This is a genomic window from Propionivibrio soli (genome assembly GCF_025770765.1).
Classification (GTDB): Bacteria; Pseudomonadota; Gammaproteobacteria; order Burkholderiales; family Rhodocyclaceae; genus Propionivibrio; species Propionivibrio soli.
In genome coordinates this window covers 156,049-180,732 of the sequence record NZ_JANZKY010000012.1, presented here as the reverse complement: position 1 = coordinate 180,732, position 24,684 = coordinate 156,049, and the positions used below count along the sequence as shown (strand labels likewise).

14 protein-coding genes are annotated in these 24,684 nt (G+C 59.2%); 9 read left to right on the top strand and 5 right to left on the bottom strand.

Annotation, left to right across the window (positions count from 1 at the left end):
• Positions 1-27: 27 nt before the first annotated feature.
• From prsR to NZ453_RS15230, 5 genes are all read right to left on the bottom strand, one after another.
• Complete coding sequence (gene prsR, locus NZ453_RS15250; protein ID WP_263771549.1) at positions 28-1,386, bottom strand: PEP-CTERM-box response regulator transcription factor; 1,359 nt, start codon at positions 1,384-1,386, stop codon at positions 28-30.
• On the bottom strand, positions 1,383-3,491 hold the full coding sequence (gene prsK, locus NZ453_RS15245; RefSeq protein WP_263771548.1) for an XrtA/PEP-CTERM system histidine kinase PrsK: 2,109 nt from the start codon (positions 3,489-3,491) through the stop codon (positions 1,383-1,385). Before prsK ends, prsR begins: the two co-directional genes overlap by 4 nt.
• 56 nt (positions 3,492-3,547) lie before the next feature.
• On the bottom strand, positions 3,548-4,930 hold the full coding sequence (locus NZ453_RS15240) for a TIGR03013 family XrtA/PEP-CTERM system glycosyltransferase (RefSeq protein WP_263771547.1): 1,383 nt from the start codon (positions 4,928-4,930) through the stop codon (positions 3,548-3,550).
• Between the two features lie 575 nt (positions 4,931-5,505).
• Positions 5,506-6,750: a pyridoxal-dependent decarboxylase, exosortase A system-associated gene (locus NZ453_RS15235; protein ID WP_263771546.1), complete on the bottom strand. Its 1,245-nt coding sequence runs from the start codon at positions 6,748-6,750 to the stop codon at positions 5,506-5,508.
• A 27-nt stretch (positions 6,751-6,777) separates the two neighbouring features.
• Entirely contained in the window at positions 6,778-8,376 is a 1,599-nt protein-coding gene (locus tag NZ453_RS15230) for an acyl-CoA ligase (AMP-forming), exosortase A system-associated (RefSeq protein WP_420851674.1), read from the bottom strand.
• A 112-nt stretch (positions 8,377-8,488) separates the two neighbouring features.
• Here NZ453_RS15230 and NZ453_RS15225 point away from each other — a divergent pair, with 112 nt between their 5' ends.
• The 9 genes from NZ453_RS15225 to NZ453_RS15185 all read left to right on the top strand — a co-directional run bounded on the left by NZ453_RS15225 (position 8,489) and on the right by NZ453_RS15185 (position 24,636).
• The gene (locus tag NZ453_RS15225) at positions 8,489-8,740 is read left to right on the top strand and encodes a phosphopantetheine-binding protein (protein WP_263771544.1); all 252 of its coding nucleotides are present in this window, start codon (positions 8,489-8,491) and stop codon (positions 8,738-8,740) included.
• 175 nt (positions 8,741-8,915) lie between these two features.
• On the top strand, positions 8,916-11,240 hold the full coding sequence (locus tag NZ453_RS15220) for a VanZ family protein (RefSeq protein ID WP_263771543.1): 2,325 nt from the start codon (positions 8,916-8,918) through the stop codon (positions 11,238-11,240).
• Positions 11,241-11,310: 70 nt separating this feature from the next.
• Entirely contained in the window at positions 11,311-13,017 is a 1,707-nt protein-coding gene (locus tag NZ453_RS15215; protein ID WP_263771542.1) for an asparagine synthetase B family protein, read from the top strand.
• Between the two features lie 30 nt (positions 13,018-13,047).
• A complete protein-coding gene (locus NZ453_RS15210) occupies positions 13,048-14,544 on the top strand; it encodes an MBOAT family O-acyltransferase (RefSeq protein WP_263771540.1) in 1,497 nt (498 codons plus the stop codon).
• Positions 14,545-14,546: 2 nt separating this feature from the next.
• Positions 14,547-15,587: a hypothetical protein gene (locus NZ453_RS15205; RefSeq protein WP_263771539.1), complete on the top strand. Its 1,041-nt coding sequence runs from the start codon at positions 14,547-14,549 to the stop codon at positions 15,585-15,587.
• Between the two features lie 78 nt (positions 15,588-15,665).
• On the top strand, positions 15,666-16,418 hold the full coding sequence (locus NZ453_RS15200) for a tetratricopeptide repeat protein (RefSeq protein ID WP_263771538.1): 753 nt from the start codon (positions 15,666-15,668) through the stop codon (positions 16,416-16,418).
• Positions 16,419-16,427: 9 nt separating this feature from the next.
• A complete protein-coding gene (locus NZ453_RS15195; protein WP_263771536.1) occupies positions 16,428-20,759 on the top strand; it encodes an exo-rhamnogalacturonan lyase family protein in 4,332 nt (1,443 codons plus the stop codon).
• A complete protein-coding gene (locus NZ453_RS15190) occupies positions 20,756-23,374 on the top strand; it encodes a Kelch repeat-containing protein (protein WP_263771535.1) in 2,619 nt (872 codons plus the stop codon). Before NZ453_RS15195 ends, NZ453_RS15190 begins: the two co-directional genes overlap by 4 nt.
• 53 nt (positions 23,375-23,427) lie before the next feature.
• On the top strand, positions 23,428-24,636 hold the full coding sequence (locus NZ453_RS15185; protein ID WP_263771534.1) for an acyltransferase family protein: 1,209 nt from the start codon (positions 23,428-23,430) through the stop codon (positions 24,634-24,636).
• Positions 24,637-24,684: the final 48 nt, after the last annotated feature.

The window sequence follows — 24,684 nt, the reverse complement described above, 5'->3', positions numbered from 1 at the left end:
ATTGCTCGTTGGTTTGATGTGATATCGCTATTTCAACCCAAACCGGTGCATCAGGTCGTACAACGTTGGACGGCTTACGCCAAGCAATTCGGCAGCGCGGGCAATGCTGCCATCTGCCCGGGCAAGCGCGGAAATAATGACTCGTTTTTCTGCATCTTCACGCACCTGCCGCAGGTCGAGATTAACCTCTTCGTCATTTTGCACCGGACTGAGACCGATATCATCGAGTGTGATCTGATTGCCGTCGGCCATGATGACAGCCCGTTTGATACAGTTTTCCAACTCCCGGACATTACCTGGCCATGCATGGGCTTCAATTGCCCGGATCGCATCCTCACGCAACGTCATGGAACCTCGCCCTTGCTCCGTGGCAAAACGCCGAACGAACGCATGCGCGAGAAGTGCCGCATCGCCCTGCCGAGCACGCAGGGGCGGTATGCTAACGACGATTTCTGCTAGGCGGTAATACAAGTCCTCGCGGAACCGTCCTTCTTTGATCAGGGCTTTCAAGTCCTGATGGGTGGCGCACACAATTCGGACGTCGATCGGAATCTCCTGACGCCCGCCAATACGCTCAATGACTCGCTCCTGGAGGAAGCGTAATAGCTTCGCCTGCAGCGCATGCGGAAGGTCGCCAATTTCGTCAAGCATGAGCGTGCCGCGGTGCGCCGTTTCGATCTTTCCCGGGGTCGTTTTTGCGGCTCCCGTAAATGCGCCTTTCTCATATCCAAACAACTCGCTTTCCAGCAGGTTGTCGGGAATCGCCGCGCAGTTGATCGCAACGAATCGCTCACTTCGCCGGCCAGACGCGGCATGGACTCCCCGCGCGATGAGCTCCTTGCCCGTCCCGCTCTCACCGAGTATTAGGACGGTCGCATCCGTCATCGCCACTTTCTCGACCGTCCGGCAGACTCTCAGAACCTCGGGATCCCGCGTGATCAGTCCAGAGAGAACGTCGGGCTGGTGCATCATCTGCAGACGGCTGTTCTCCTGCTGCAGGTCGTACAGACGGTAGGCACGTTCAATCGTCAAACCGAGCATCTCGACTTCGAAGGGTTTGGCGAAAAAATCATATGCGCCAAGGCCAACGGCTCGCAGCGCATTGCTACGGTCATTTTGCCCGGTCAGAACGATGATCTTCGTTTGTGGCGCGATCGCCAGGATCTGCTCGATGAGCTTGAAACCCTCCGACACGGAATCAGGGTCTGGCGGGAGCCCAAGGTCCATGGTGACCACCGGAGGCTGATAGCGCCGCACCTGGGCCAGCGCGCTCTCCCTGTCGTCAGCCAACAGGGTTTCATATTGATCGAAGGCCCAGCGAATCTGCTTTTGCAGCGCAGGATCATCTTCAACGATCAACAGGGGACGGGGCTTCTCCGAACTCATTCACGCTCCTTATGTAATACTTCGGCCCCCCACCCGGGGCCTGCTTCGAACAAAGGTAACAACAGGCTGACTTGCGTTCCGACGTCAACTTCGCTATCGACCAAGACCTTACCGCCAAGCTCGTGGACGTATTGGAAACTCTCATATGCGCCAATTCCCATTCCTGCGGGCTTGGTCGTCTGGAATGGTTTGAAGAGCCGCTCGCGCAGGAACTCCGGGGTCATTCCATGACCCGTATCGGAGACTTGCACCAACGCTTGCTTATCGCGACGTTCCAAACGAACCGAAACGTCCCCGCCCCGCTCAGTGGCATCCAGGGCGTTCTGCACGATGTGGCCGATTACACGCTCGATCCGTTCTTCGTGACCTTTGGCTACGATCTTGCCATCCAACTCGATATTCACCCGCCGCCCTTGGCTCTCTTTTGCAGTCTGAATACGCCGAATGACGTCATTCAGTTCCACGCCTCTCGGGCCGTCGAGAGGCGTCGTACCTTGCCTCAGCTGCATCATCAACTGCCGCATTCGATCGACAGAATGTTCCACCGTCATCAGCATGTCCTGTTGAAACTCAGCGTTATCCCGGTGGCGTTCGGCATTCTTCAACATGAGCGCCAATTGCGCCACGATGTTCTTAAGGTCATGCACTACGAAGGCCGACATGCGATTGAAGGCATCGAATTTGCGCACTTCAAGCAGCGTCTCGGTCGCTTGCATCTGCCCCAGGAAGGCCCCGGCCTGACGTCCGGCGGTTTTCAGCAAGTCGTTGACTTCCCAGTTCACGTCGAGCTTGGTACGCGCCGTTGCCAGCACGACGAAACCGATCATCTCCGTGCCCGTCGCCAAGGGCACCACCAGCCAGGCGTTCGGCACCTCCACCAGCCAGCGCGGTAGATCGAGCCCGCTATAACGTCGCGGCAACGAGCGGTATTCCTCGAGATTAATCACCCACCCGCTCTCAATCAGAAACTTGCAGAGCTTTGAATCCGCATCCTCCGTTGCTGAGGATATCGGCATATTCCAGCATGCCGCCTGAGCAAAAAAACGGCTAGTCGGATCTCTCAACCATAGCGCTCCGGCCGGGCTCTCCACCATATCGGCCAGCCCCTTGACAACATGCTGCCCGAGTTGCGAAGACCCGTCCTGCGCCGACAAGGTATTGGTGAACCGCAGCCACTCCTCACGGTAATCGTAGCGATAGCTGAAGAAATGCTTCCCGACGAGCACCCTGAACTTGGCGCGCATGGAACCTGAAACGCTGAGCACGCCGAGCAGCAACAAAGCCGCGAACAAGAGAGCGAGTTGGAAAGCACGCCCCCATTCGCCTCCGAAATACCGCACGTAGTATCCGGCGGCCGCCATAAACAAGAGGTAGATGCCAATGGCCACAAGGGATATCGACTGCAATGCCGCCCGCTGCGACAGCACGATCTTTGACTTCCAATCCCGGCTACGCACGGTCGACACGCCGATCAGCGGAACCGCCAAGGCATGGACGAAACCGCGAATGCTGAAGGCATCCGTATCGATCCTGTTGAACAAGAGAGCGTCCGAAAACAAGTAGAGATCAAACAACGCCACGCCGCCCAGACCTATGCAAAGTGGCTTGAGGCTCCACCGGGCATCCAACGACAAATTGCGAACCAACTGTTCGATCAAGACCAGTTGGAAAACCGTCATGGCCAAAGAATCGAACAGCGCCATGCGTTGGGGTTGGAACAAGGCTCCTATCCCGAGCACGGCCATCACGTGAGCGACGATTCCGACGAAGACAAGCGCGAAGGCCACGCCTCCGAGCAAACGTACCCGGGCGGGCCAGTCGTCGTCACCCGATTCCGGCTTCAGCAAGATGAGCAGGAAGAAATACCAACCAGCAAACCGGAAAACATCGGCCAGTAAGCTGGCACCCAGAAGGAGCGATAGCCCGGTTATGGCGAATACCAAACCCGACATACCCCAAACGGCACAAAGAATGGCCGCCAGGAACATGGCGCGGCTACGCAATGTGTTACGCCAACCTGCCCCCAGATAAATGGCAAATCCGGCGTAGATGCAACCCGCCAGTCCATAGCTCCAGGCGGTGATCGTCTCTCTGCTCGCTTCCAACCGGCAACCTCCTCGGATTGCGCTCAGTATAGGGCCCTCTAGAGAGAAGGCCGCGGCTACTGCGCGCCTTTGCCGGTAAGCACCACCCCTACCGTCTCGAACAACACGACGATATCCAGGAACAGCGTGTGGTTCTTCACATAGTAAAGGTCGTACTGAAGTTTCTGGATGGAATCGTCCACCGAGGCGCCGTAATGGTAGCTGACCTGGGCCCAGCCGGTTACGCCCGGCTTCACGCTATGGCGCACCGCATAAAACGGAATATCACGGGTTAGTTGATCCACGAAGAACGGGCGTTCTGGTCGAGGACCGACGAGGCTCATGTCACCCGAGAGAACGCTGAAGAGCTGAGGCAGTTCGTCGATGCGAACCTTGCGGATTATCCGGCCCACGCGCGTCGTTCGATCGTCGTTGGCTGTCGCCCACCGTGGCTTGCCGTCACTTTCGGCGTCTTTCCGCATACTCCGGAATTTCACCACATTGAACAGACGGCCATTCAGGCCGACTCGTTCCTGACGGTAGAAAATGGGAAATCCGTCTTCCAGCCAGATCAGAAGTGCCGTGGTGAGCATTACCGGCGAGGCGAGTATCAGCAGGATCACCGCCGCGACGATATCGAAGACGCGCTTTACCAGGGTGCGCATCCATCCCTGGCGGAAACCTTCGCCAAAGATGAGCCAGCCGGCGCGCAGCGAATCGAGACGGATCTGTCCGAGGGCACGTTCAAAATAGCTGGCAAGGTCAAGAACTTTGACCCCCGAAAGTTTGCAATCGAGCAGCTCCCTCAGCGGCAGGATTCCACCCCTACGCTCGTGAACGGCGATGATGATCTCGTCGACATTCAGGGAATAGGCCGTATCCGACAGCGGAGTCTCCCGCGAAAGAATCTGATGATCAGGGATCGATATCTCGGCATCCGAGGGACTAGGATAAAACCCGACGATCTGAATGTCGGGATCCGATCGCTTGAGAACCTTTCCGACCGACTTGGCCTCCGGGCCTGCGCCGAAAATCAACACCCGGTGGAGCATCATCGACCCAGCGCGACTATGCATCGTATAAACGCGGTGCGCCAACGTACCGAATAGCGCAGCAAGCCCCGAAAGAAGAAGGAGCTTTTGATTGGCATCGGCGATCGATAACAACGAAAAAACGCCGTACGCGATCGGGACAGATAGATAGAGCGACAGAACGGCGCGAGCACGCGTCTGCTCAAGCGTCCGGGTATGCCCTCGGTGATACAGGCCGAGCCATGCGTTGAGCATCACCATGATGAGTGCAAAGATCACGGCATATCCGACGACAACCTCGAGGTTTCCCTGCCCACCAACGCCAGATAGTGAAACGGCCAGAACGACGCACGCGACGGGGAAGAAGAAGTCGAGGACGATGCGGACGATCGTCTTCCAATGAATCCAGTGGCTGAAGACTCTGATCATGATCTACCCCTAGTGTCCGACTCCCGCAGACGGATGCCTGGCTCGCGCGAGTCCCGAAGCGACGTGTAATTGATCTTCACTGTGCGACATCCATTAGGGTTGCTCGGCCCGAAGATTAGCACCGGTGTTCGGATTCGATCGTGACAAAATCCTCACCTTGCCCCTGTTTTTATGCCGCACGCAGTATAGAACACCCTCCTTAAACGCATAAAAGGCTTTAAGATCCATATCCAATTTATTGTTTTCGCTTAATAACACACAAAACTCACTACAAAGCTAAGGCACCGCACCTCGAATGTGGTCTGTTGACGCCGACCATCAAGCGGCAAGGAAAAGGGAACTCTTCATAAACCACGGCGGTTGGCCGCTAAAAGACCGCCGCAAACGCGCTCCGTTCCCTGTCGCCGATACAAACCTCGATCAAGCGACACGGACCGATGCGTCGAAGCAATTCATGGCGCATTGCCCCTGCTGCCCCGGAAGGTGTTCGGCATCCGATCAAAGACGGTGGCGCCAGTCCAATACCTTCAGGCTTTAGTTTGAACCTCAGGAAAGCCGATCTAAGGGCAGCGACTTCAGCCGACGAGCACTTCCAGGACTTCCGGATGACCAAGAAAACGTTGCGGACTCGCGGTCGCACCGTAAGCTCCGGATTGGAAGAGGACGAAAAGATCGCCCACTTCAGCCATGGGCAAGACCATCCGATCAGCGAGCAAGTCGAGTGGGGTGCACAGTGGCCCGACGACAGACGCGCTCTCGGTGTCCAGAGTTGCCATCCGGTTGCCGATGGCGGCCGGATAGTTCTTGCGCAACACTTGGCCAAAGTTTCCGGATGCGGACAGGTGGTGATTCAAACCGCCATCTACAACCAGGAAAACCTGCCCGCGCGACACCTTGCGGTCGACAACACGCGCGACATAGACACCGGCTTCGCCGACCAGATAACGCCCAAGCTCGATGACGAGATCGGCCTTCGGGAACGCGTGCCGGGCTCGCTCCACAAGATGGGCAAGATTGTCGCCGATCGGCGCAAGATTGAGCGGCAGATCACCAGGGAAATAAGGAATGCCGAAACCGCCACCGAGGTTAATGACGCGGGGAGAGCACGGCGCTGCATCTGCAAGACGGACAGCGAGATCAAAGGATTTCTGTTGCGCCTCACAAATGGCTTCAGCCTTCAAATTCTGCGAGCCGGCAAAAAGATGGAAACCTTCGAAGGCGAGTCCATGCTTCCCGATCTCGCGCAGTAAAGCAGGCACCTCCTCGGCGTCCACGCCAAATTGCTTCGGTCCGCCCCCCATCCGCATACCCGAGCCTTTCAACTCAAAGTCTGGGTTCACACGGGCGGCAACTCTGGCGGGAACACCGACTTCTTCAGAACAACGGGCCAGCTCGCTGACTTCGCGAAACGATTCGACGTTTATCAGCACACCGGCGGCGACCGCTTGACGGAGTTCCTCACTCCGCTTTCCAGGGCCAGCGAAACTCACCTCGCCGATAGGTGCTCCGGCATCGAGCGCCACTTTCAATTCACCACCCGATGCAACATCGATGCCGTCGACCTGCCCGACCATGAAGCCGACGACCGCCGGCATGGGGTTGGCCTTCATCGCGTAATGCAGCTTCACTTGCTCGGGCAGGGCGGCACGTAGCGCCGAAACCCGTTTGCGAATCACGCCCCGATCATAGGCATAGAACGGCGTCTTGCCGACGCGCTCCGCCAACCGGGTCAGGGGCAAGCCCCCTACAATGAGTTCGTCGCCGTCCGTGGCGAACTGGCCCATCGGCGCGTGGACGGGAAGGGATTTTTCAGTGGACATCACCGCTCCGCAAGGTACCTTCGGTAGTCAGGAATGCTTCTCGACCCACTCGGTCGCCAACGTCTTGCGATCGATCTTGCCATTCGGATTGCGCGGAAGCGGTCCGTTTCGAACTTCGATCCCGGAGGGGACCATATAGGCCGGCATTCGATTGCGGCACTCGGCCAGCAAAGCCACCGTGTCCAGCTCCGTCTCGCCAGAAGGCGGTGTAACGATGACTTGGATCGCATGTCCCAGCCGATCGTCGTCCACGCCGAACGCCACGCATTCGCCGACAAGCTTGGTCGCGTACAGAATCTCTTCCACCTCGGTGGGACTGACCCGGTAGCCAGAGGTCTTCATCATCTCGTCGCGTCGGCCGATGAAATAGATGAAACCTTCCTCGTCCTTGCGCACGTTATCGCCTGAAAAAACGGCAAATTCGGGCAGAACGAGACCGGCCTCGCGGCTGGCTACGCCAACCGGCAACGGCTTGTAGCGCTCTGCCGTCTTTTCCGGATCGTTCCAATATCCCAGACCGACAAGCGCTCCCCGATGCACCAGTTCGCCAGGCTCATTGGGGGCACATTCGGTTCCGTCTTCACGGAGAACGAGGATCTCCGCGTTCGGAATCGCCTTTCCGATCGAATCCGGGCGCCGATCGACTTCGCTCGGCGGCAAAAATGTGGACCGGAACGCTTCGGTTAACCCGTACATCAGGAAGGGTTTCGATTTGGGAAGTTTCTGCCGAAGAGCGGTGAGCGTCTCGCGCGGCATACGGCCACCGGTCGTAGCAAAATAACGCAGCCGATCAGCGATCGACTCGGGCCATGTCAGCTGGGTCAATTGGATATAAAGCGGCGGTACGGCCGTCAGTCCGGTGACCTGCTCGCGTTCCAGCGCCTTTACGACGTCCCGGGGTAGAAGATAGTTGAGAAGCGCCACCCGCGCTCCGACATGGAATGCGGTCGTGAGCTGACTAAAGCCAGCGTCGAAGGAAAGCGGCAGAGCCGCGAGCAGTGTGTCCTCCGCCGTATTCTCCAGATAACTCGCGACGCTCTTTGCCCCAGCCACCATGTTCCGGTGCGAGAGAACGACGCCTTTCGGCTTACCCGTACTTCCCGAGGTATACAGGATGCCTAGAACATCAGTATCGATCACCCGATGCCCCTCTGCCTCGCTTTGCGCCAACACGTCGCTCCACCGCTGGTAGCCGATGGCGCCACCCGAAGGCAACGGCTCTTCCGAATCCAGCACGATGACATGTCGAAGATCATGACAAGCAGGCAACGTGTCGGAAAGCAACGCGAGCCTCTCGGCAGACGTCACGAGTACGCGCACATTGCAGTCGCGAAGGATATATCCCACCTGCTCCGCCTTCAGCAGCGGATTGAGCGGGACGAATACGCCGCCGGCAGCAGGCGCGCCGAAACTCGCGATAACCGTTTCGAAGCGTTTTTCCAGGTAGATTGCAACGCGCTCTCCTCTCTGGAGTCCAAGGCTCATGAGCCCGTTGCGGAAACGGCTTACGGCGTCAGAGAGTTCGCCGTAACTCATGGTGCGACCGTCGTAGGTCAAGGCTGGCGCTTGGGGGGTCCGGTCCGCGGAAAGCGTGATCAGATCGGGTAGAAGGGTGGCGTCTCGCATAGGATCGAAGTATCTCATGAGGACGTTATTGGACGGCGCGTAGTATCTCACAGTCGATTGGGCCTTCTCCGCCTATAATGCGCGGAGTTTGACTTTCGCTTTGGAGCTGAACTTGGATACGAAAAATAAGATCTTGTCCATACTCGATGATGTGCTCAATCTCAATGGGCGATCGGCCGATTTCACCGAACGGACCGCATTGCTCGGGGCCATCCCCGAACTCGATTCGATGGCCGTTGTTGCCTTGATCGCTCGCCTTGAAGAGACTTTCGGGTTCTCGGTCGATGACGACGAGATCGACGGTGCAACCTTTGCGACACTGGGCTCGTTGCTCAAATTCGTGAACGAAAAGACGGGCGCCTGATCCCGCGCGCGGCGGTCTTCTTGCCGCGTCTTCGACATCAGCCGCGCGGCGCTGTTTCAATGTTGGCCGCTTCATTGTTTTCGCCGAAAAATATGAACGAGAGCGCAAGCGTACCAACCCAATTGCATCGGACTCACGCTCGGCAAGCCGGCACCCCTCGCGCTGCGAGGGGGCAATGAGCGATACACCGGTGGGCGTCGCGGCTGCGCGTGCTTCATCGCGGCGCTTGCTGAGTTCGGTTTCGATTCTGTACCTCCTTCTGGTTATCTATGGCAGCTGGGTTCCTCTGCGGTTCACACCTATTCCGCTGAATGTCGCCGTAGACGCATTCCTTGCGCTCCCGTTCCATGATCAACGGATCCAATCGGTTACCGATTGGACCGTCAACTTTCTCCTCCTCATCCCGCTGTCGTTTCTTGTTGCGCAACGTATTGTCGGAGACCGACGCGGCCTGATCGGGATGTTGCTCCGCTTGGGTGTCGCCGGGTGCGGTGTGGGGCTTGCCGTGTTCCTCGAATTCAGCCAGCTGTACTTCCCCCCGCGTACTGTTTCGCAACGCGACGTCTTCGCGCTCAGCCTCGGAGGAATGGTGGGGGTCGCGGCGCAGTACGCCTGGGGCCACACGGTAGGCAATTGGCTCGATGCCGTGTGGCGGATGGAATCCAAGCAGGATCGCTTAGGCAGGTTGCTGCACATCTATCTGCTGATCATTTTTGCATTCAGCATGATGCCGCTCGATTTGACCGTGAGCGTCGTCGAGCTCTATCACAAATGGCGCGAAGGACGGGTCGTCCTGCTTCCATTTACCGGCATCAAAGGCAGTACTGCGCAAAGCCTGTACGGATACCTGACCGACGTCCTCATCTGGCTACCTGTCGGAGTCTTCTGGGCGCTCAGACGAAGGTCTTCGTTGCTGTGGACGACCTTGTCCACAGCACTCGCGGCGGCGGCAATCGAGGGTTTTCAGCTCTTCGTTTATTCCCGTGTAACAGATACCGCAGACATTCTCTTGGCGGCGGCCGGGGGAATGGCTGGCGGATTCGCAGCGGCCCATGGTCGCCGCTGGCTGGCCTTGATTGCCGAAGCGGGACCGGAATTCTGGTTTTTCGGCTGGGTAATCGTCGCTTCCATCGTCCTCGGGGTTTTCTGGTATCCGTTCGGTTTCCAGATGCCGCCCGCCCCTCTTGATGATGCGTGGCGGGCAATCGCCCGAGTGCCGTTCTTAATGCTGTATCAAGGTAGTGAATACCACGCCATTAATGAATTGCTCCGCAAGACAGGATTCTTCATGCCTGTCGGAGTACTTTGGGCGCTTTTCTCGGCAGCTCGCGCACGGGGTATTCCCAAGCGCTTCCGACCGCGCTTGGCCGACGTGTCTGGGCTCGCGTTCGTTCCCTTCGTCAGCGAAGCTGGGCAGCTGTTTCTTCCTGGGAGATATGCAGACCTGACGGACGTCCTGCTCGGCACCCTTGGAGGAATTGCCGGGCTCGTGTTGATGCGATGGATACTCGCCGGACACGATTCTGCTAGCGGCAGCGCCGAACAGAGTCCGGTGCGAGCCGCACAGAGGCCCTTCCGTCTCGAGAAACCTCCTTCCACGCCTTGGCCCGTTTGGACAAGCCACGCCATTACGTTTTTGGCATTGATGGTCGCCATTTCCCTCATGGCGCATTTCGTCAATCACACAAGACCTACCTCCGCCAGTATCGCAAGGATTGTTGCGATCGCCCTCGTTGCCGCGGCAAGCTATCTGGTCGGTACGGGTCACGTCATGTTCCTGAACTGGGCGAAGACAGCCGGACGTCTCTTTCTCCTGCCCCTGTGGTTGGTAGCACAGGGACTCGTCGTGTGGACCTTGCTGCAACCCGTGGTGTCTATTGATCGGTTTTACAGCTTTATTGGAGCGCCAGTCCTCGGCTGGCCATGGAATTGGGAACTAATCGGCCGATTTCTTGCCTTGCATGCCGTCGTCGCTCTTGCTGCCCTCGGTGCTCTATTGTTCGCCCTGCTTGTATTCGAACGCGGCAACGTAGCCGCCTTTCTTACCTGGACGATGTTTACGGCGATGCTCGCCTGGCCGTTGCATTTTGTCATCTTCGACCTGACGGCGTCGGGCGGCATGACGCAAATAATGCGCGGAGGAGGCAGCTTCGTCACCAGCGCCGTACTCGGCCTTGGGGCTCTGGGTTTGTTCCTGGCGGCAGCATCTGTGGGAGCATTCATCGCATTTGCAGATAGGCGCCCCCGGGCTGCCCTAATAGCGGCAGCCGCGGCAACGATAGCGACAATTGCGTTCTGGTATGGATTAGAGCCGACGGTACTTGAGCACGGAAAGATGCTCTCCGCCTTGCAGTTCATGCCTAGCACAAGCGACTTGGAAAAGCTCGCGGCCCCCGCGCGATATGCGCGACATGCCGTCACTTATGCGGTACTCGCCGTTGCCCTGGGACTAATTCAGTTCTCGCATCTTCGCGCCGGGGAACAGAGGGGGCGCTGGTGATAGGTATGGCAACGAAGAACTTGAGTCACATAAACGAAGACGAACCAAGAACCAGAATAGGAAAACCGTCATGAACGCGACAACTGACGCGCCGCGCGTCAAGCAGCAGGGAACAAAAGTGCTGTCTATCGGCCATCCACGCTTTGCGGACGCTGACATCCAGCGCCTAGCTCATAGTGAAGGTGAAGCAGCGGCCTGGGCAGAAGCATTCTCGCGCCGCGGTACCGACGTGGCGAGAATGGTCACCGGGGATTTCGCCGTCGGTTTGACGGCGCCTGACGGCAGCGTCTTCCTGGCTGTCGACCGGTTTGCCATCCGGACGCTCTGCTATCGGGTCGTCAATAACGAGTTGCGATTCGCTGAACGCGCCGACGATCTGGCTGACGGCGGTTCCTCGATCGATCCGCAGGCGATCTTCGATTACCTTTACATTCACGCCATTCCCTCACCACGGACGATCTTCAAGGGAGTCTTCCGCGTCCCGCCCGCGCATTACGTCGTATTCCGCAACGGCCAACTAGCGGTCGCGCCGTACTGGGTGCCCGAGTTCGAAGACAATGGGCGCCCCGACTTTCCACGGTTACGCGACGAGTTCCGGCAATTGCTTCAGCAAGCCGTCGAACGACGCTTCGATGGCGGCAAGCCCGGCTGTTTCCTGAGCGGCGGGACGGATAGCTCGACCGTGGCGGGAATGCTTGGCTTGGCGACCGGTCGTACGGCAGCGACGTACTCCATCGGATTCAAGGCCGAAGGTTACGACGAAATGGAGTACGCCCGAATCGCCGCCCGGCATTTCAAAACCGAACACCATGAGTATTACGTCACCCCGGAGGACGTCGTTCGTGGCGTACCGGACGTGGCAACGCACTACGACCAGCCATTCGGCAACTCTTCTGCCCTGCCCGCCTATTATTGCGCCCGCATGGCGAAGGAAGACGGGGTGACGCGAATCATGGCGGGCGATGGTGGCGACGAGCTTTTCGGCGGCAATTCGCGCTACGCCAAGCAGCGTATCTTCAACTGGTATCGGCATTTTCCTGGGCTGCTGCGCACTGGCGTACTGGAACCGGTCCTCGGCACGGCGGCCGCCGGGCGCGTTCCGCTCGTTCGCAAGGCGGCGAGTTATGTCGAACAGGCAAGCGTTCCGATGCCGGACCGCCTGAAAATGTACAACCTAATCACTCGTCTCGGAACGGACGATGCGCTGACGCCGGGGTTCCTGGCCGCGATCGACCTCGACGCACCGCTGCGTCTGCAACGCGAAGTCTGGAAAAGCGCTCATACCCAGAACGACGTCAACCGGGAACTGGCCTTCGACTGGCGGTTCACGCTCGCCGAAAGCGATTTGCCAAAAGTGTGCGGAACAGCGGCACTGGCCGGAATTGACGTCACTTTCCCGATGCTCGATGCGGACTTGCTTGAATTTTCACTGCGACTGCCGGCTGAATATAAGCTGAAAGGGCTCAAGCTGCGCTGGTTCTTCAAGGAAGCCTTGCGCGGCTTCCTGCCGGACGAAATCCTGGTCAAGAAGAAACAGGGGTTCGGCCTTCCGTTCGGGGTCTGGGTAACACGGCACGATAAGCTGCGAGAACTTGCGTTCGAATCGATCCACGGTCTGGTCCATCGCGGCATCCTCCGCGCTGCGTTCGTCGACGAGCTCGTCACGCATCGCCTGTACGAACATCCCGGGTACTACGGCGAAATGATCTGGATTTCGATGATGCTGGAGCAATGGCTACGGGCGCGGGCGCCCAACTTCGCCATGCCTTCTCGCTAGAACGACGGCTTCGGCAGTCAGTCCCACAGCATGCTCTTTACCAGCGCGGCTTTTTTTTGCGTCTATCTCCCCGTCGTATTCGCCGGATATTACGTCCTGGGCGGACGTTGGCCACTAGCCGCCGCGGCGTGGCTATTCGGCGCCTCGGTCGCGTTTTACGGCTACTGGATGCCGGAATTCACGCTTCTTCTCTTAGGGTCGATTGTTTGGAATTTCGTTGTCGGAAAACATATCGGAACGTTGGACCCACTCGGTGGCGATGAAAGAAAAAGGCGGCGAGCCAAGCGCTGGCTCATCATCGGCGTAACGGGCGATCTCGTCGTCCTCGCCTATTTCAAGTACGCCGGGTTCTTCATTGCCAACCTGAACGCCTTGCTCGACCAGACATGGAGTCTGGGGAACATCGTCCTTCCGATCGGCATATCGTTCTTTACCTTCACGCAAATCGCCTTCCTCGCGGACAGTTACTTGAAAGGAACCCGGGAGTACCGTTTCGTTCATTTCGGTCTTTTCGTAACCTACTTCCCGCATCTGATCGCCGGCCCCGTCCTGCATCACGCGCAGATGATGCCGCAGTTCAAGGAAGTCGCGACCTACCGGTTGAACGTGGCGAATGTGGCCGCAGGCATGGCGATATTCGCTATCGGGCTGAGCAAGAAGGTCGTCTTCGCAGATGGCGTCAGCCCATACGCCGACGCCGTATTCAACGCGGCCGCCCTCGGGCAACATCCCCATCTCGTCGAAGCGTGGATGGGTGCTCTCGCCTACACCTTTCAGCTCTATTTCGACTTCTCCGGGTACTCCGACATGGCGATCGGGCTCTCGTGGATGTTCAACGTCAAGCTGCCGTACAACTTCAATTCGCCGTACAAGGCACTCAACATCTCCGATTTCTGGCGTCGTTGGCACATGACGCTTTCGGCCTTTCTACGCGACTACCTCTATATTCCGCTCGGCGGAAACCAGAAAGGCCCGCGCCGCCGCTACATCAACCTGATGGTCACCATGGTGCTCGGAGGACTCTGGCACGGCGCCAGTTGGACTTTCGTGTTCTGGGGAACGCTGCACGGAATCTACCTGGTCATCAATCACGCGTTTCAAAAACTGGTGAACAATTTCTACGACCTTAACGGTCCGGCATTCAAGCTCGTCGCATGGGCTATGACCTTTCTCAGCGCGGTGGTCGCATGGGTGTTCTTCCGTGCACCGGATTTTCCGACAGCGCTCCGGGTCCTCAACGGCATGGTGACGCCTTCAACTGTTACCGGTGAAATGTTCCCGCCGGTCATCTTGGGAAATCGCGGGCTCGACGTCGGTCGCGGCGCCGTCTGGCTGGTTGCCTTGGCCGGCATTTCCTTTCTCATGCCTAACAGCAACCGGATCGGGGAAGCCTTGCTCGCGCATTGCCGCAAGGGCGGGCGCTTCGTTGCGATCGCACTTGGCGCGACGCTCGTTTCCTCGGCGTTCCTGGTTCTGGTCAACGCGGCGCGGGATAGCGTCAGCGCCTTCATCTATTTCAATTTCTGACCATGCGACGCTTGCTTACGACATTCCCGTGGTTCGCTGCCGGCATTGCGCTCGTCCTGATCCTTCTGGAAGTGCTGTTCCGGATACTGCCGGTGTCGACCGCTACACGCAGTGGTTACTACGCCGACCCCGTCATCCTCACCTACCCGGCCCACCATTGCTTCGTGGCGGCCACTGGCTGGGATCTGAAGAATAACCAGCGCATCTGCGCCAATAACTACGGTTTCGTTGCCGATCACGATTTTGAGAGCGACCCAAACGCGGTTGCACTGATTGGCGACAGTTTCATCGAGGCAAACATGCTTCCGGCTCAGGACCGGCCAGCGGCACAACTGGAGAAACAACTGCGCGGACGGCAGGTTTATGCGTTTGGAGGCCCAGGCTCGAATCTGCTCGATTACGCCGAACGGGCCCGCTTTGCCGCAACGCATTTTGGCATCAAGACCTTTGTCTTCGTCATTGAACGCGGCGACGTAAAGCAGGCGATGTGCGGATCAGGCAACGTACACGGTCCCTGCTTTGACGCGAAGATGAACCTGCAGACCGAAACCCAGCCTCCTCCTTCTGCCGCTAAACGGTTGCTGCGGGAATCGGCCTTGGCGCAATACGTTTTCTCGCAGTTGAAGTTCGATCCTGCGTTGGCGGTTAAGAACCTGCTGACCAAGTGGCAGACAGCGCCCAGCCCACCAGGCCAGACGCCGCGCAAGCAAGGGAACTCCGGCGCTCCGCTGTCGGTCGCTAGAACGGTATTGAACCAATTCTTCTCCCGGCTATCCACGATCGACGGAGGACGATTCATGTTTGTAATCGACGCCGACCGGGCGCATCTGCTCGATGGTCCGATCGCTGAAACAGAAGATCTGCAGCTATTACGGACGGAAGCGGAGGCGAGAAAAGAGATCGTGGTGGATACGACGGAGGCGTTCCGCGCTTTTGAGGCGGGTTCAGGTCGCTCCCTTGAAGTCGGTCCTTACGATCACCATTGGAACCGAGATGCTGTTCGAGTAGCGAGCAACCTCATCGCGGAAAAACTCAGCCGATGACGCCTGTAACCAACACTCCACTTCCGGCCCGGCGGGAAGTGCTACGCTTCGCAAATGGATTTTGCTTGGGGAACTGAAATGCATAAAAAAACGATACGTTGGGTAGCCTGCTTCGTGATGGGCGCGACGCTTGCCGTGTCGGGCCGGGTCATGGGGAGCGAACTCGAATGCGGGGAGTTGAAGAACTTTCAGAACATCGGCCCTTGGGACTACGCGGACCCATCGAGCTCTGTTCCGACCGGCGAGGATCCGATGGGTCGGATCAAGCGTGTCGAGAACGTGCACTTCAATCCCGACATGCAGGCTCTGAATACCAAGCGATACACGATCGACCGCTTGACCGCAGAAATCCACTACACGCTGAGAATCCTCCCCAATCATCCGCGAGCCCTCATCGCCATGTCCCGCCTTGAACGAATGGCCGGAGGAAAGCTGCCGCAGCGTTCGGCGACGCCATTCACTCCGAAATTAACGGCTGATTGCTTCTTTGACCGCGCCATCCGTTTCCGTCCAGAGGATAGAGCCGTGCGATTTGTGTATGGAATCCATCTGCAACAACGCGGGAAGCTCAAAGAAGCGCTCACCGAATACCAGTTGGCCGAACGTCTGGGTGAGGAAAGCGCCAACTTCTACTACAACGTCGGCTTGCTCTATGCGGATCTCGGGAATTGGGACAAAGCCTACGAATACGCCGACAAGGCTCAACGTGCCGGCCTGATGCTGCCTGGACTGCGCGGCAAGCTCGAAAAAGCGGGACGTCCGCTCCCGCCTGCTCCGCAACCCACACCTTCGGCCGACACGCAGACCGCCGCTCCGCCAACCAACAATTAGGACAACATCTTGCCTACGCCGCTGCTGTCTCTGAATAACGGACTCCGGCGTATGGCCGGAGTTGTCACCGTATTCGCCTTCGTCGGCGCGCTTTATTCCGCTTCCATCGGGGCAGCCGAGCGCGTTCTCGATACAGGCGCCATCCGAGTCACGCTGGGGCAAACATCAGGATTCATCGACGCCGTCGATCTCGACCTCGATGGCGACGGCAAGTACTCCGCGGATGAAGCCATTGTCCGTCAGCCGGCCAACGAACCCGCCGTTGTAGTCACCTATATTGTCGGCGATGCGACCTCCGGCGGACGCGGGGTCACAACAGGGAAAGCGATCCGTGGCACCGTGAAAGTCGACACCATCGACGTCGCCGACTTGCAGGCTGTGATCAAAGGGAACCTGCGGTTTGAGGGCTACGGAGCGACGCCGTTTGAAATCGATCTGCAGGGAAAGAAAGGCAGCGCCGTACTCAATGTCGGATTCTCTTTCGCTCCTTTGAAAGCGGCACCGAACCTCCTGCTCAAGGAGGCGTCGTTGAGGCTCTATGGCGCGTTCGAACAGGGCGAGCCGGGCAAGGTCCGGTTGCGAATGAGCACCGGTGCCTTCAGAAACACACCGCGACCGGATTCCGCCTATCAGCCGCTCGTCTGGCAATTCGGCGGCAATCTCGTCGAATCCGCCTGGCATTGGCGCTCGTGGCTGTCCTGGTCGGAAAGCACGGGACCGGTGACTGTCCGCGACGGCGCCGTTCCTCCTAAAGAACTCACGTTTTACATGCACGATGACCGTCAGGGTATTCAGGCCGCGATGGTCGAACCAGCCGGCGCTGCCCCCATGGAACTCGCTGGCGTCGGCTTGCCGACAAACCTTGGCTTATACGCCTGGAGTCCGCGTGTTCCACCCCTCCCCATGCGCAAGGATCTTCCAGATCGGTTGCAGCTCAGCGACATCGGCCTCCATTTCTTCGCGGTCGGTGCCAAAGGAATTGCCGCCGATCAATACAACAAGAAGGTGAATGCCGCCTTGGCGGCGTCGCGTCAGGAACTGATTCGCGAACTCAAGCCTGTGCAGTCCACCTTCCGCGATCCACGTCTGGCTCCCGAAACGGTTGCCAAGCGCCAGAACCAGCTTGCTTCGATGTCGGCTCGCGGATGGGATGCCAACGTTGCGGAGACGCCGCTTCCTCCTTCGCTTCCCGCGCCGCTGCCGCCCGTAGCGGAGAAGGTCGCGTCGAGCAAAAACTCGGTAACGCTCGATATCGACAACCCACCGACGACCGACGGGGTTGCCTTGCCCGCGCGTGGCGGCATTCCGTTTGGGCGCGCCGTCCTCAAATCGACTGACAACCTGCGGCTCGTCGATGCCGACGGCAACGAGATTCCGATTCAGGTGGACAAGCTCGCGATGTGGCCCGACGGCAGCGTGAAGTGGGCATTGATCACGTTCCTAGGGGACGCCAAAGGACGCGCTCCGTATCGGCTCGAATACGGAGATGGCGTGACGCGCAAAGCCCTCCCCACGGAAAAACTCTCGATCACGCGCACGTCGGACGGTTTCGCCGTGGACACCGGGCCGCTGAGATTCCGTTTGAGCAAAGGAGCTACGGGTCTATTCGATGATCTGCGCTTCAAGGCGCCGGATACCTCCGAAGAGGCCCTATCACAGAGATCCACAGAGGGTGAACGCGCGAACCGCATGGACCTGTTGGCCCTAGGCTCGCCAGGTGGGTACGCACCCTACGCGTACCACGCGGAAGGCGCGCAGACCGAACCGTCGCGCGCGGTCATCGAGGATATCGCCATCGAGCGCGAAGGCCCGCTATCAGCGCACCTCGTCGTCAAAGGCCGTTACCGCTACGCCAAGCTCGGGCGGGGTCGCGGTGACACTTACAAAAACGAAGGCTGTGAGTTCTGGCTGCGCTACACCGCGTACGCCGGCCAGTCCTATGTCGAGGTCAAGCATTCGTTTGTCTTCGAAGGAAACCCGGACATCGAAATGATCCGCGAATTGGCGTTGAGCCTGCCGATCAGGATGGACGGAACGCCTCAGGTCACCGTCGGCGCCGACGGCCAATCCCTGTCCACGTTTGCGACAAGGAAGGCGGGGGTTTTCCAGGACAACGCCCACGCCGCCGAGATCTGGTCGGGAACCGGAGTTGAAGGAAACGATAGAGCCGGTGACGAACGTATCGTGGACATGGCCAAAGCGGCCGATGGCTGGATGGACGTCAACGACGGCAAGCGCGGCGTTACCTTCGGCGTGCGCCATATGCGCGAGATGTATGCGAAAGAGCTGGCGTTCGACGATGGCCGGCTAAACATCGGCCTGTGGCCAAAGCGCGCCCGCCTGCTCGACACGCGACGTTACGCCCGACAATACGGCGAAGGCGAATCCACATCGTTCGGCCAGGGCGCGGCACAGGGGGTCTCACGAACGCACGATTTGTTCTTCTATTTCCACACGGGCGACGCGGCATCGGCGCAGGGGGCGAACGTCGCCCGCAACCTCTTGCAGCCGGCGTTCATCAAGGCGCCGTCATCCTGGTATGCGGACACCGAGGCGGCCGGCGCATTCCATGCGCGCGACAGCTCGCGCCAGCATGCCGCCTGGGAAGGCTTGATCGCCGACGGCATCGACTACTTCTTCTATCACCGACAACTCTGGTCGTGGTTCGGCATTTACGATTACGGCGATTTCCAGCAAGTACCGAACCGGAACGGCGGCTGGGAACGGCTCGCCGGCCGCTGGGGATGGGGCAACAACGAGGCCCTGATCGACATGCTCTTCTATGAGCAGTTCATGCGCACGGGCAAACGTGAATACCTCGACACGGCACTCGCCATGACCGGCCACACACAGGAAGTCGATCTGATCAACAGCCACGACTACAAGGGGAATCACGCGGTCAAGATGCACGGGCACCGCCACAACGTGGACCATTGGGGCGACGGTTACGTAGGAATCCGCGTGGCGGCCCCGCATGGTTTCCGCCTGGGATACTTTCTGACGGGTGACCTTCGCATCCTCGATCAAATGCGTATGGGGATGGACGCGCATTGGGAAAGCATGAACGCCTACGACAAGGAACACTCGGCGGGGCTCGGCTACCTCACCTTCTTTTGGGAAACAACCGGGGACAAACGCTACGAGGAAGCGCTGAAGGGCTACCTCGATTTTCAGGTGGGTCACTTCAAGAAGTTCGGCAACATCCATGGCGACGTCTGGAATTTCCGCAAGGATATCCATCGCCCATTGCCAGAAAAACCCTTGGGCGGACCGCCGACGATCTTCTTCTTCCAGAACTTCGGCGCGGCTTATTCGCTCATGGAGCTTGCAGAACTCACCGGTCGTCAGGATCTCGTAGACGCGGTCGTTCAGTTTGCGCGTACGACGATGCTGCAACGCGGCAGCAGTTGGGAAGCTCTGTTCTGCCACTACCGCTTGATGGCTTTCGCCTACAAGCACACCGGCGACCCTGCGTTTCTCAATTACGCGACCGAACACGCCGTCAAACTCGGCGCCATCCCGAACCGAAAAACATGGGCGCAAGCGAACATACTCGAGCGTTTCGATAACAAACTGTCCATGCTGGCTTGGACCGCCCAAGGACTTCCCTACGTCATGCAGGCGATGGATCTACGCGCCAAGGACCCGGCAATCGCCTTCGATCTGCCTTGGACGGTGCCCGTACCCGCCGACAAACGCGAGGCCGACGTCCCGGTGAGCGGCAATCAGGTACGAGCCCGCGCCGGCACGATCAACAGCTACGAATGGCAGGTCGACGGCAAGCCGGTCTCGTCGAAGAAGGACGACACTCTGAAGCTCTCTCCCGGGAAACACCTGATCTCGTTGCGAGCCACAGACAATGAAGCGCACAGCGCGAGCGCCAGCCAGGCGATTACCGTCTGGGAACCGGGTGTCGTGGCCCAGCTTTGCTTCCGTGGCCGAGTCGATGGTTTTGTCGGCGGCGAATACAACGACGCCAAAGGTTATGGCTATACCCGGGGAACGCGCGTCGTCGATACAGCGGAACCGCAACGCTTCGGCGGCAAGGGTTGTCCCGAGGTTCACATCAAGGGCGGCGTGCGCGTGAAGACCGGGCCGGGTCGTTTCACGGTCGAAATGGGCGGCACCGATTTCTGGACGGAAACCATGGGAACGGTCAACGTGCAGGACAAGGCGCTGCAGTTGCCGATCGTCAAGGAAGCGTCGAAAAAGCTGAGCTGGTCCTATACGGGAGAAGTCACCGTAGGAGCAGACGGCGTCCTTTCGATCGACTTCGTCCCTGGGGCCAAAGGCGAACCGGTCGTCCTTGCCTATGTCATCGTGCGCGAGAAGCGGAAATGAGCAGCATCCGTCTATGCGGCATGCGGTTGATCTTCGGGCTGATAGGGTCCGCATCGGTCGCTATCGGCACGCCGGCGCTCGCCGAGAACCTGCCCGCGAATGCTTGGACGCAGACCAGCGAAAGCCGCGGCGGCACCATCGCGGGCATTACCTACCTGCCCGAGCAGAAGGCGTTTCTGTACTTCGGCTATCCACCGCCCAAGTCGGCGCAGGCGGACCTGCGTCTTTACCGGCCGGCGACCCGGGATTGGGAAGAACCGATCCCCGGACGCGGCCCCCATCGCCCGCGCACGAGCCTCACAACGGCCTTCGATGCCAACCAGCGGCCTGGGCTGCCGACCGTTAACCGGCCGTACTGGCTGGCCCATCAAGCGACGTACGTGCCGACGACAAAGAAGGTTCTGTTTTTTGCCGGCGGCAGTACTTTCACCTACGACCCCGAGGCCAAGCGCTGGGAAAACCTCGAGATCCCGCTCGATCAGTCACCGCCCGACGTGATGCTCGGTTCAATGGCCTGGGACCCGATCGGCAAGCGCGTCATCTTGTTTGGAGGCGGCTATATCAGCGCCTACAAGGCGACGATCGGGAATACGCAGAATATGCAAAGCGGGCCGCTGAAAGGCAAGCCCTGGATGCCTGCCGATTGGACCATGGCGCTCAAGCGCAGCACCTGGGCTTTCGATCCAGAGACAAACAAATGGTCCCGGATCGAGACGGGGTCGGCGGGATTCCGCGAGCACCACGAAAAGACGGATGAATTCGTCCGCTCGATTGAAACACTGGCTGGGTCGACGCGAGGCATTGCGCTCGAGTACGGCGATCGGATTTCCGGAAAATCGCCTGCCGATCTGGCTGGCGACACGGACGCCTTTTCGTCGACCTTGGGCAGCTATCGCGAGCGCCTTTCCCGTGCCGAAAACTGCGAGGGCGAATACGAACGCCAACAGTGCCAGACAGCCGCAGCGGGCATCGAGAAGGTGCGCGGACACCTTGCGGCCGCTCGACGCGCCCTATCCGATCAAGATGGCTGGAAGGCCTTGCACGCGTTCGAGGCGGCACGCTTGGCAATGGCAGACGCGGAGGAGGATCTCGCACCGAGTCCGCTGCCCCGCTATTACGGCAATCTCGTGACCGATACACGGAACGGAGTACTCGTCTTGTTCGGCGGCCACGGCGGAGATCGCGTGCTCGCCGACACGTGGGTATTCGACTCGCGACGGAATCAGTGGCGACAATCGCGGGCCAAAGGGCACCCTCCGGCCACGCAGATGCCGGCGATGAGCTTCGACACCGAACACGGCGTAGCGCTGCTTTCGTCCGGATGGATCTACGACGCCGCGCGAGACGAATGGCGCCGCGTGCAGCTCGGCGCGGCCAAGGAGTTTTCCCAACCGTGGACGGCGATTGCTTACGACGCTGGGAGGCACCTGCACGTCGCCGTGCAGACGGGCGACAATCTCTTCGACGCCAACCCGCTGCGCGTTGCGCATCTGCGGCTCGACGTGGCGCGCGCTCAGCCGGCTGACTACTCCGGACCACGCTGGGTCTGGCTGAACGATAAGTACGAACGTGCGTGGGCGGCCCTACCCAAGACGCAGGCGGAATACCGTTCCCGGGTAGCCGCTCACGCCGGCGTTCTCTCCCGCCTGCCTGCCAACACATGGACTCGCATCAATACCGGTTACAGCGCCCAGGACAGAAGTTACGGCTCGTTTTCGCTCGACCCGGTGCGGGGACAACTGATTCTCTGGGGTGGCGGGCACTCGGCATACATGGGCAACGAGGTCAGCCAGTACGACATCAAGGGAAATCTGTGGATGGAGTCCTGGCCGCCCGATATGCCGCCATGGCCATTCGGCAGCCCGGATGGTGACGGATGGAATCCGCCGTTCTACCACCGCAAGGGGTCCGGCCACGGCTACCACGCCTACGCATACAGCGCCGATCTCGACCGCACGCTGCTCAGCGGCCTGCCTTACGACGCGGACCGCATGCGCTGGAGTGAGGGCAGCGTCCGCAAGAACGGTCCCGGCACGCTCGGGGGTGCCGTAGACATGTCGGGAGCCGACGGCTTCTATACGGTGAGCCCGAAGCATTGGTATGGCGGGCCGTTCGGGGTATGGCGACTGGATAAGGCGGCCGGCGAGTTCGTGCGCATTCCAGGCAGCGACACGCCGTTCGCGGCCAACGACCGCTCGAAGGCGGTTTTTGATTCAAAGCGCAAGCGCATCCTGTTCTACGGCGCGGCCGACGAAAAACCCGGCGCTCCTGCCAACGCTTTCTATAGTTTCGATATCGCCTCGGGCAAATGGACGCGCGAAACCGTCGAGGTGGAGCCCACCTCCCAGCAAGCCCCAACGTCGATGGCGTGGGGGGTGGCGTACAGCCCGAAGCACGATGCCCTGCTGATTCTTCCCGGCCCGGCCAACCAGAGTACCTGGTGGCTCACGCGCGCCACCAATACCTTGCGTCGCTTGGGGCCCGGCCCGGCAACAAAAAACCCCGGCACGAGCGGCGTCGTCTATAGTGAAAAGCACGACGTTTTCATCGCCCTTGAGGTCGGCACGTACGGTACGGGGCCGGTGGCTGTGCACATGCTGCCGGTAAAGCCTTAATGGCCTTCCAGGCAGGCTGAACTTCCGGGAATCGCCGCACGTCTATATACGCCATGACCGATCCGACGGAAAAAAACTGGGCTTTCGATCAGCAAGATCACTTGCAGGTCGTTGACGCGTTGCGGGGTTATGCCATCCTGCTCGTCATTGCAGTGCACTCGCTCAACGTCGTCAAAGAACTTGTATGGCCGGCGAAGCGTCTTCTTTCTCTCGGCTTCTATGGGGTTCAGCTTTTCTTCCTTGCCTCCGCGCTGACTTTGCTCATGTCATGGCACCGCAGCGACGACGGCTTCGCACGGCGGAGCGGCAAGTTTCTTTTGCGGCGTTTCTTCCGCATCGCTCCGCTCTACTACCTTGCGGTATTGTTTTACTGGTTTGCGTACCAGCGGACGCCCGCAGAGTTCAGTTTCGAACTGCTCATCTCCACGTTGCTTTTCTATAACGCCTGGAGCCCTTACCTGACGCCGACTGTGCCAGGATGGACGCCGGTACCCGGCGGCTGGAGTATCAGCGTCGAATTCTGCTTCTATTTCGCGTTCCCCTTCCTCGCGGTACTCATCACCACACTGCGCCGTGCCGTCGTTTTCTTCGTGGCGGCACTCGCCCTGCTGATTGTTTCTTCTATCGCCGGCGCGCATCTGTATCCCGAAATATCGGCGGAAGCGCGATCCAACTTCCTCTATTTCTGGCCGCCTAATCAACTGATTATTTTTTCCCTAGGCTTCCTCCTTTATCACTCGGTGACCAACGAGTCGATCAAAGCGTGGCTAGTATCCAGTCGGGTTACCGCCAACAATGCCTCATTCGTTCTTTGCGCCCTCCTCGTTGCCCTTTCGTATTACGGGCCGCGCAAGTTTTTCGAATGGCCCCTTGGCCTGCCTCCAACGCATCTTCTGATCTCGATACTGTTCCTCGCCTGGGCCATCGTCATCGTGATCAAGCCTCGAGGTTTCGCCGTCAACTCTGCCGTCGCCGGGCTGGGAAAGGTAAGCTTCAGCGCCTACGTGCTGCACTTCGCCGTCCTGAAATTCGTCGGCATGTTCTTCGATCGCTTTTGGCCCTTCGCGAAGGTCGGTGCCGCTTCGATCCCCTACGCGATTGCGCTGCTTGCCTTGGCTATCGTGGTCACCCGCTTTGTATCGGCGGCAACATATCGTTTCATCGAGCAACCTTTTATTGACGCGGGGAAAACTCTCATCCGTCGCGTATTCCGAAGTCCACGTGGCGACGCCAGACAGCTGGCGCCAATACTTCCGTCGTAACGATGCGCAGGGCGCTGCCGGCGTACAAATACCAAACAGCTATTCCGA

Coding starts and splice junctions, on each gene's coding strand:
- NZ453_RS15230 (WP_420851674.1), bottom strand. CDS start 8,376: ATGCGAGACGCCACCCTTCTACCCGATCTGATCACGCTTTCCGCGGAC.
- NZ453_RS15215 (WP_263771542.1), top strand. CDS start 11,311: ATGAACGCGACAACTGACGCGCCGCGCGTCAAGCAGCAGGGAACAAAA.
- NZ453_RS15190 (WP_263771535.1), top strand. CDS start 20,756: ATGAGCAGCATCCGTCTATGCGGCATGCGGTTGATCTTCGGGCTGATA.
- NZ453_RS15235 (WP_263771546.1), bottom strand. CDS start 6,750: ATGTCCACTGAAAAATCCCTTCCCGTCCACGCGCCGATGGGCCAGTTC.
- NZ453_RS15200 (WP_263771538.1), top strand. CDS start 15,666: ATGCATAAAAAAACGATACGTTGGGTAGCCTGCTTCGTGATGGGCGCG.
- prsR (WP_263771549.1), bottom strand. CDS start 1,386: ATGAGTTCGGAGAAGCCCCGTCCCCTGTTGATCGTTGAAGATGATCCT.
- NZ453_RS15240 (WP_263771547.1), bottom strand. CDS start 4,930: ATGATCAGAGTCTTCAGCCACTGGATTCATTGGAAGACGATCGTCCGC.
- NZ453_RS15185 (WP_263771534.1), top strand. CDS start 23,428: ATGACCGATCCGACGGAAAAAAACTGGGCTTTCGATCAGCAAGATCAC.
- NZ453_RS15220 (WP_263771543.1), top strand. CDS start 8,916: ATGAGCGATACACCGGTGGGCGTCGCGGCTGCGCGTGCTTCATCGCGG.
- NZ453_RS15205 (WP_263771539.1), top strand. CDS start 14,547: ATGCGACGCTTGCTTACGACATTCCCGTGGTTCGCTGCCGGCATTGCG.
- NZ453_RS15210 (WP_263771540.1), top strand. CDS start 13,048: ATGCTCTTTACCAGCGCGGCTTTTTTTTGCGTCTATCTCCCCGTCGTA.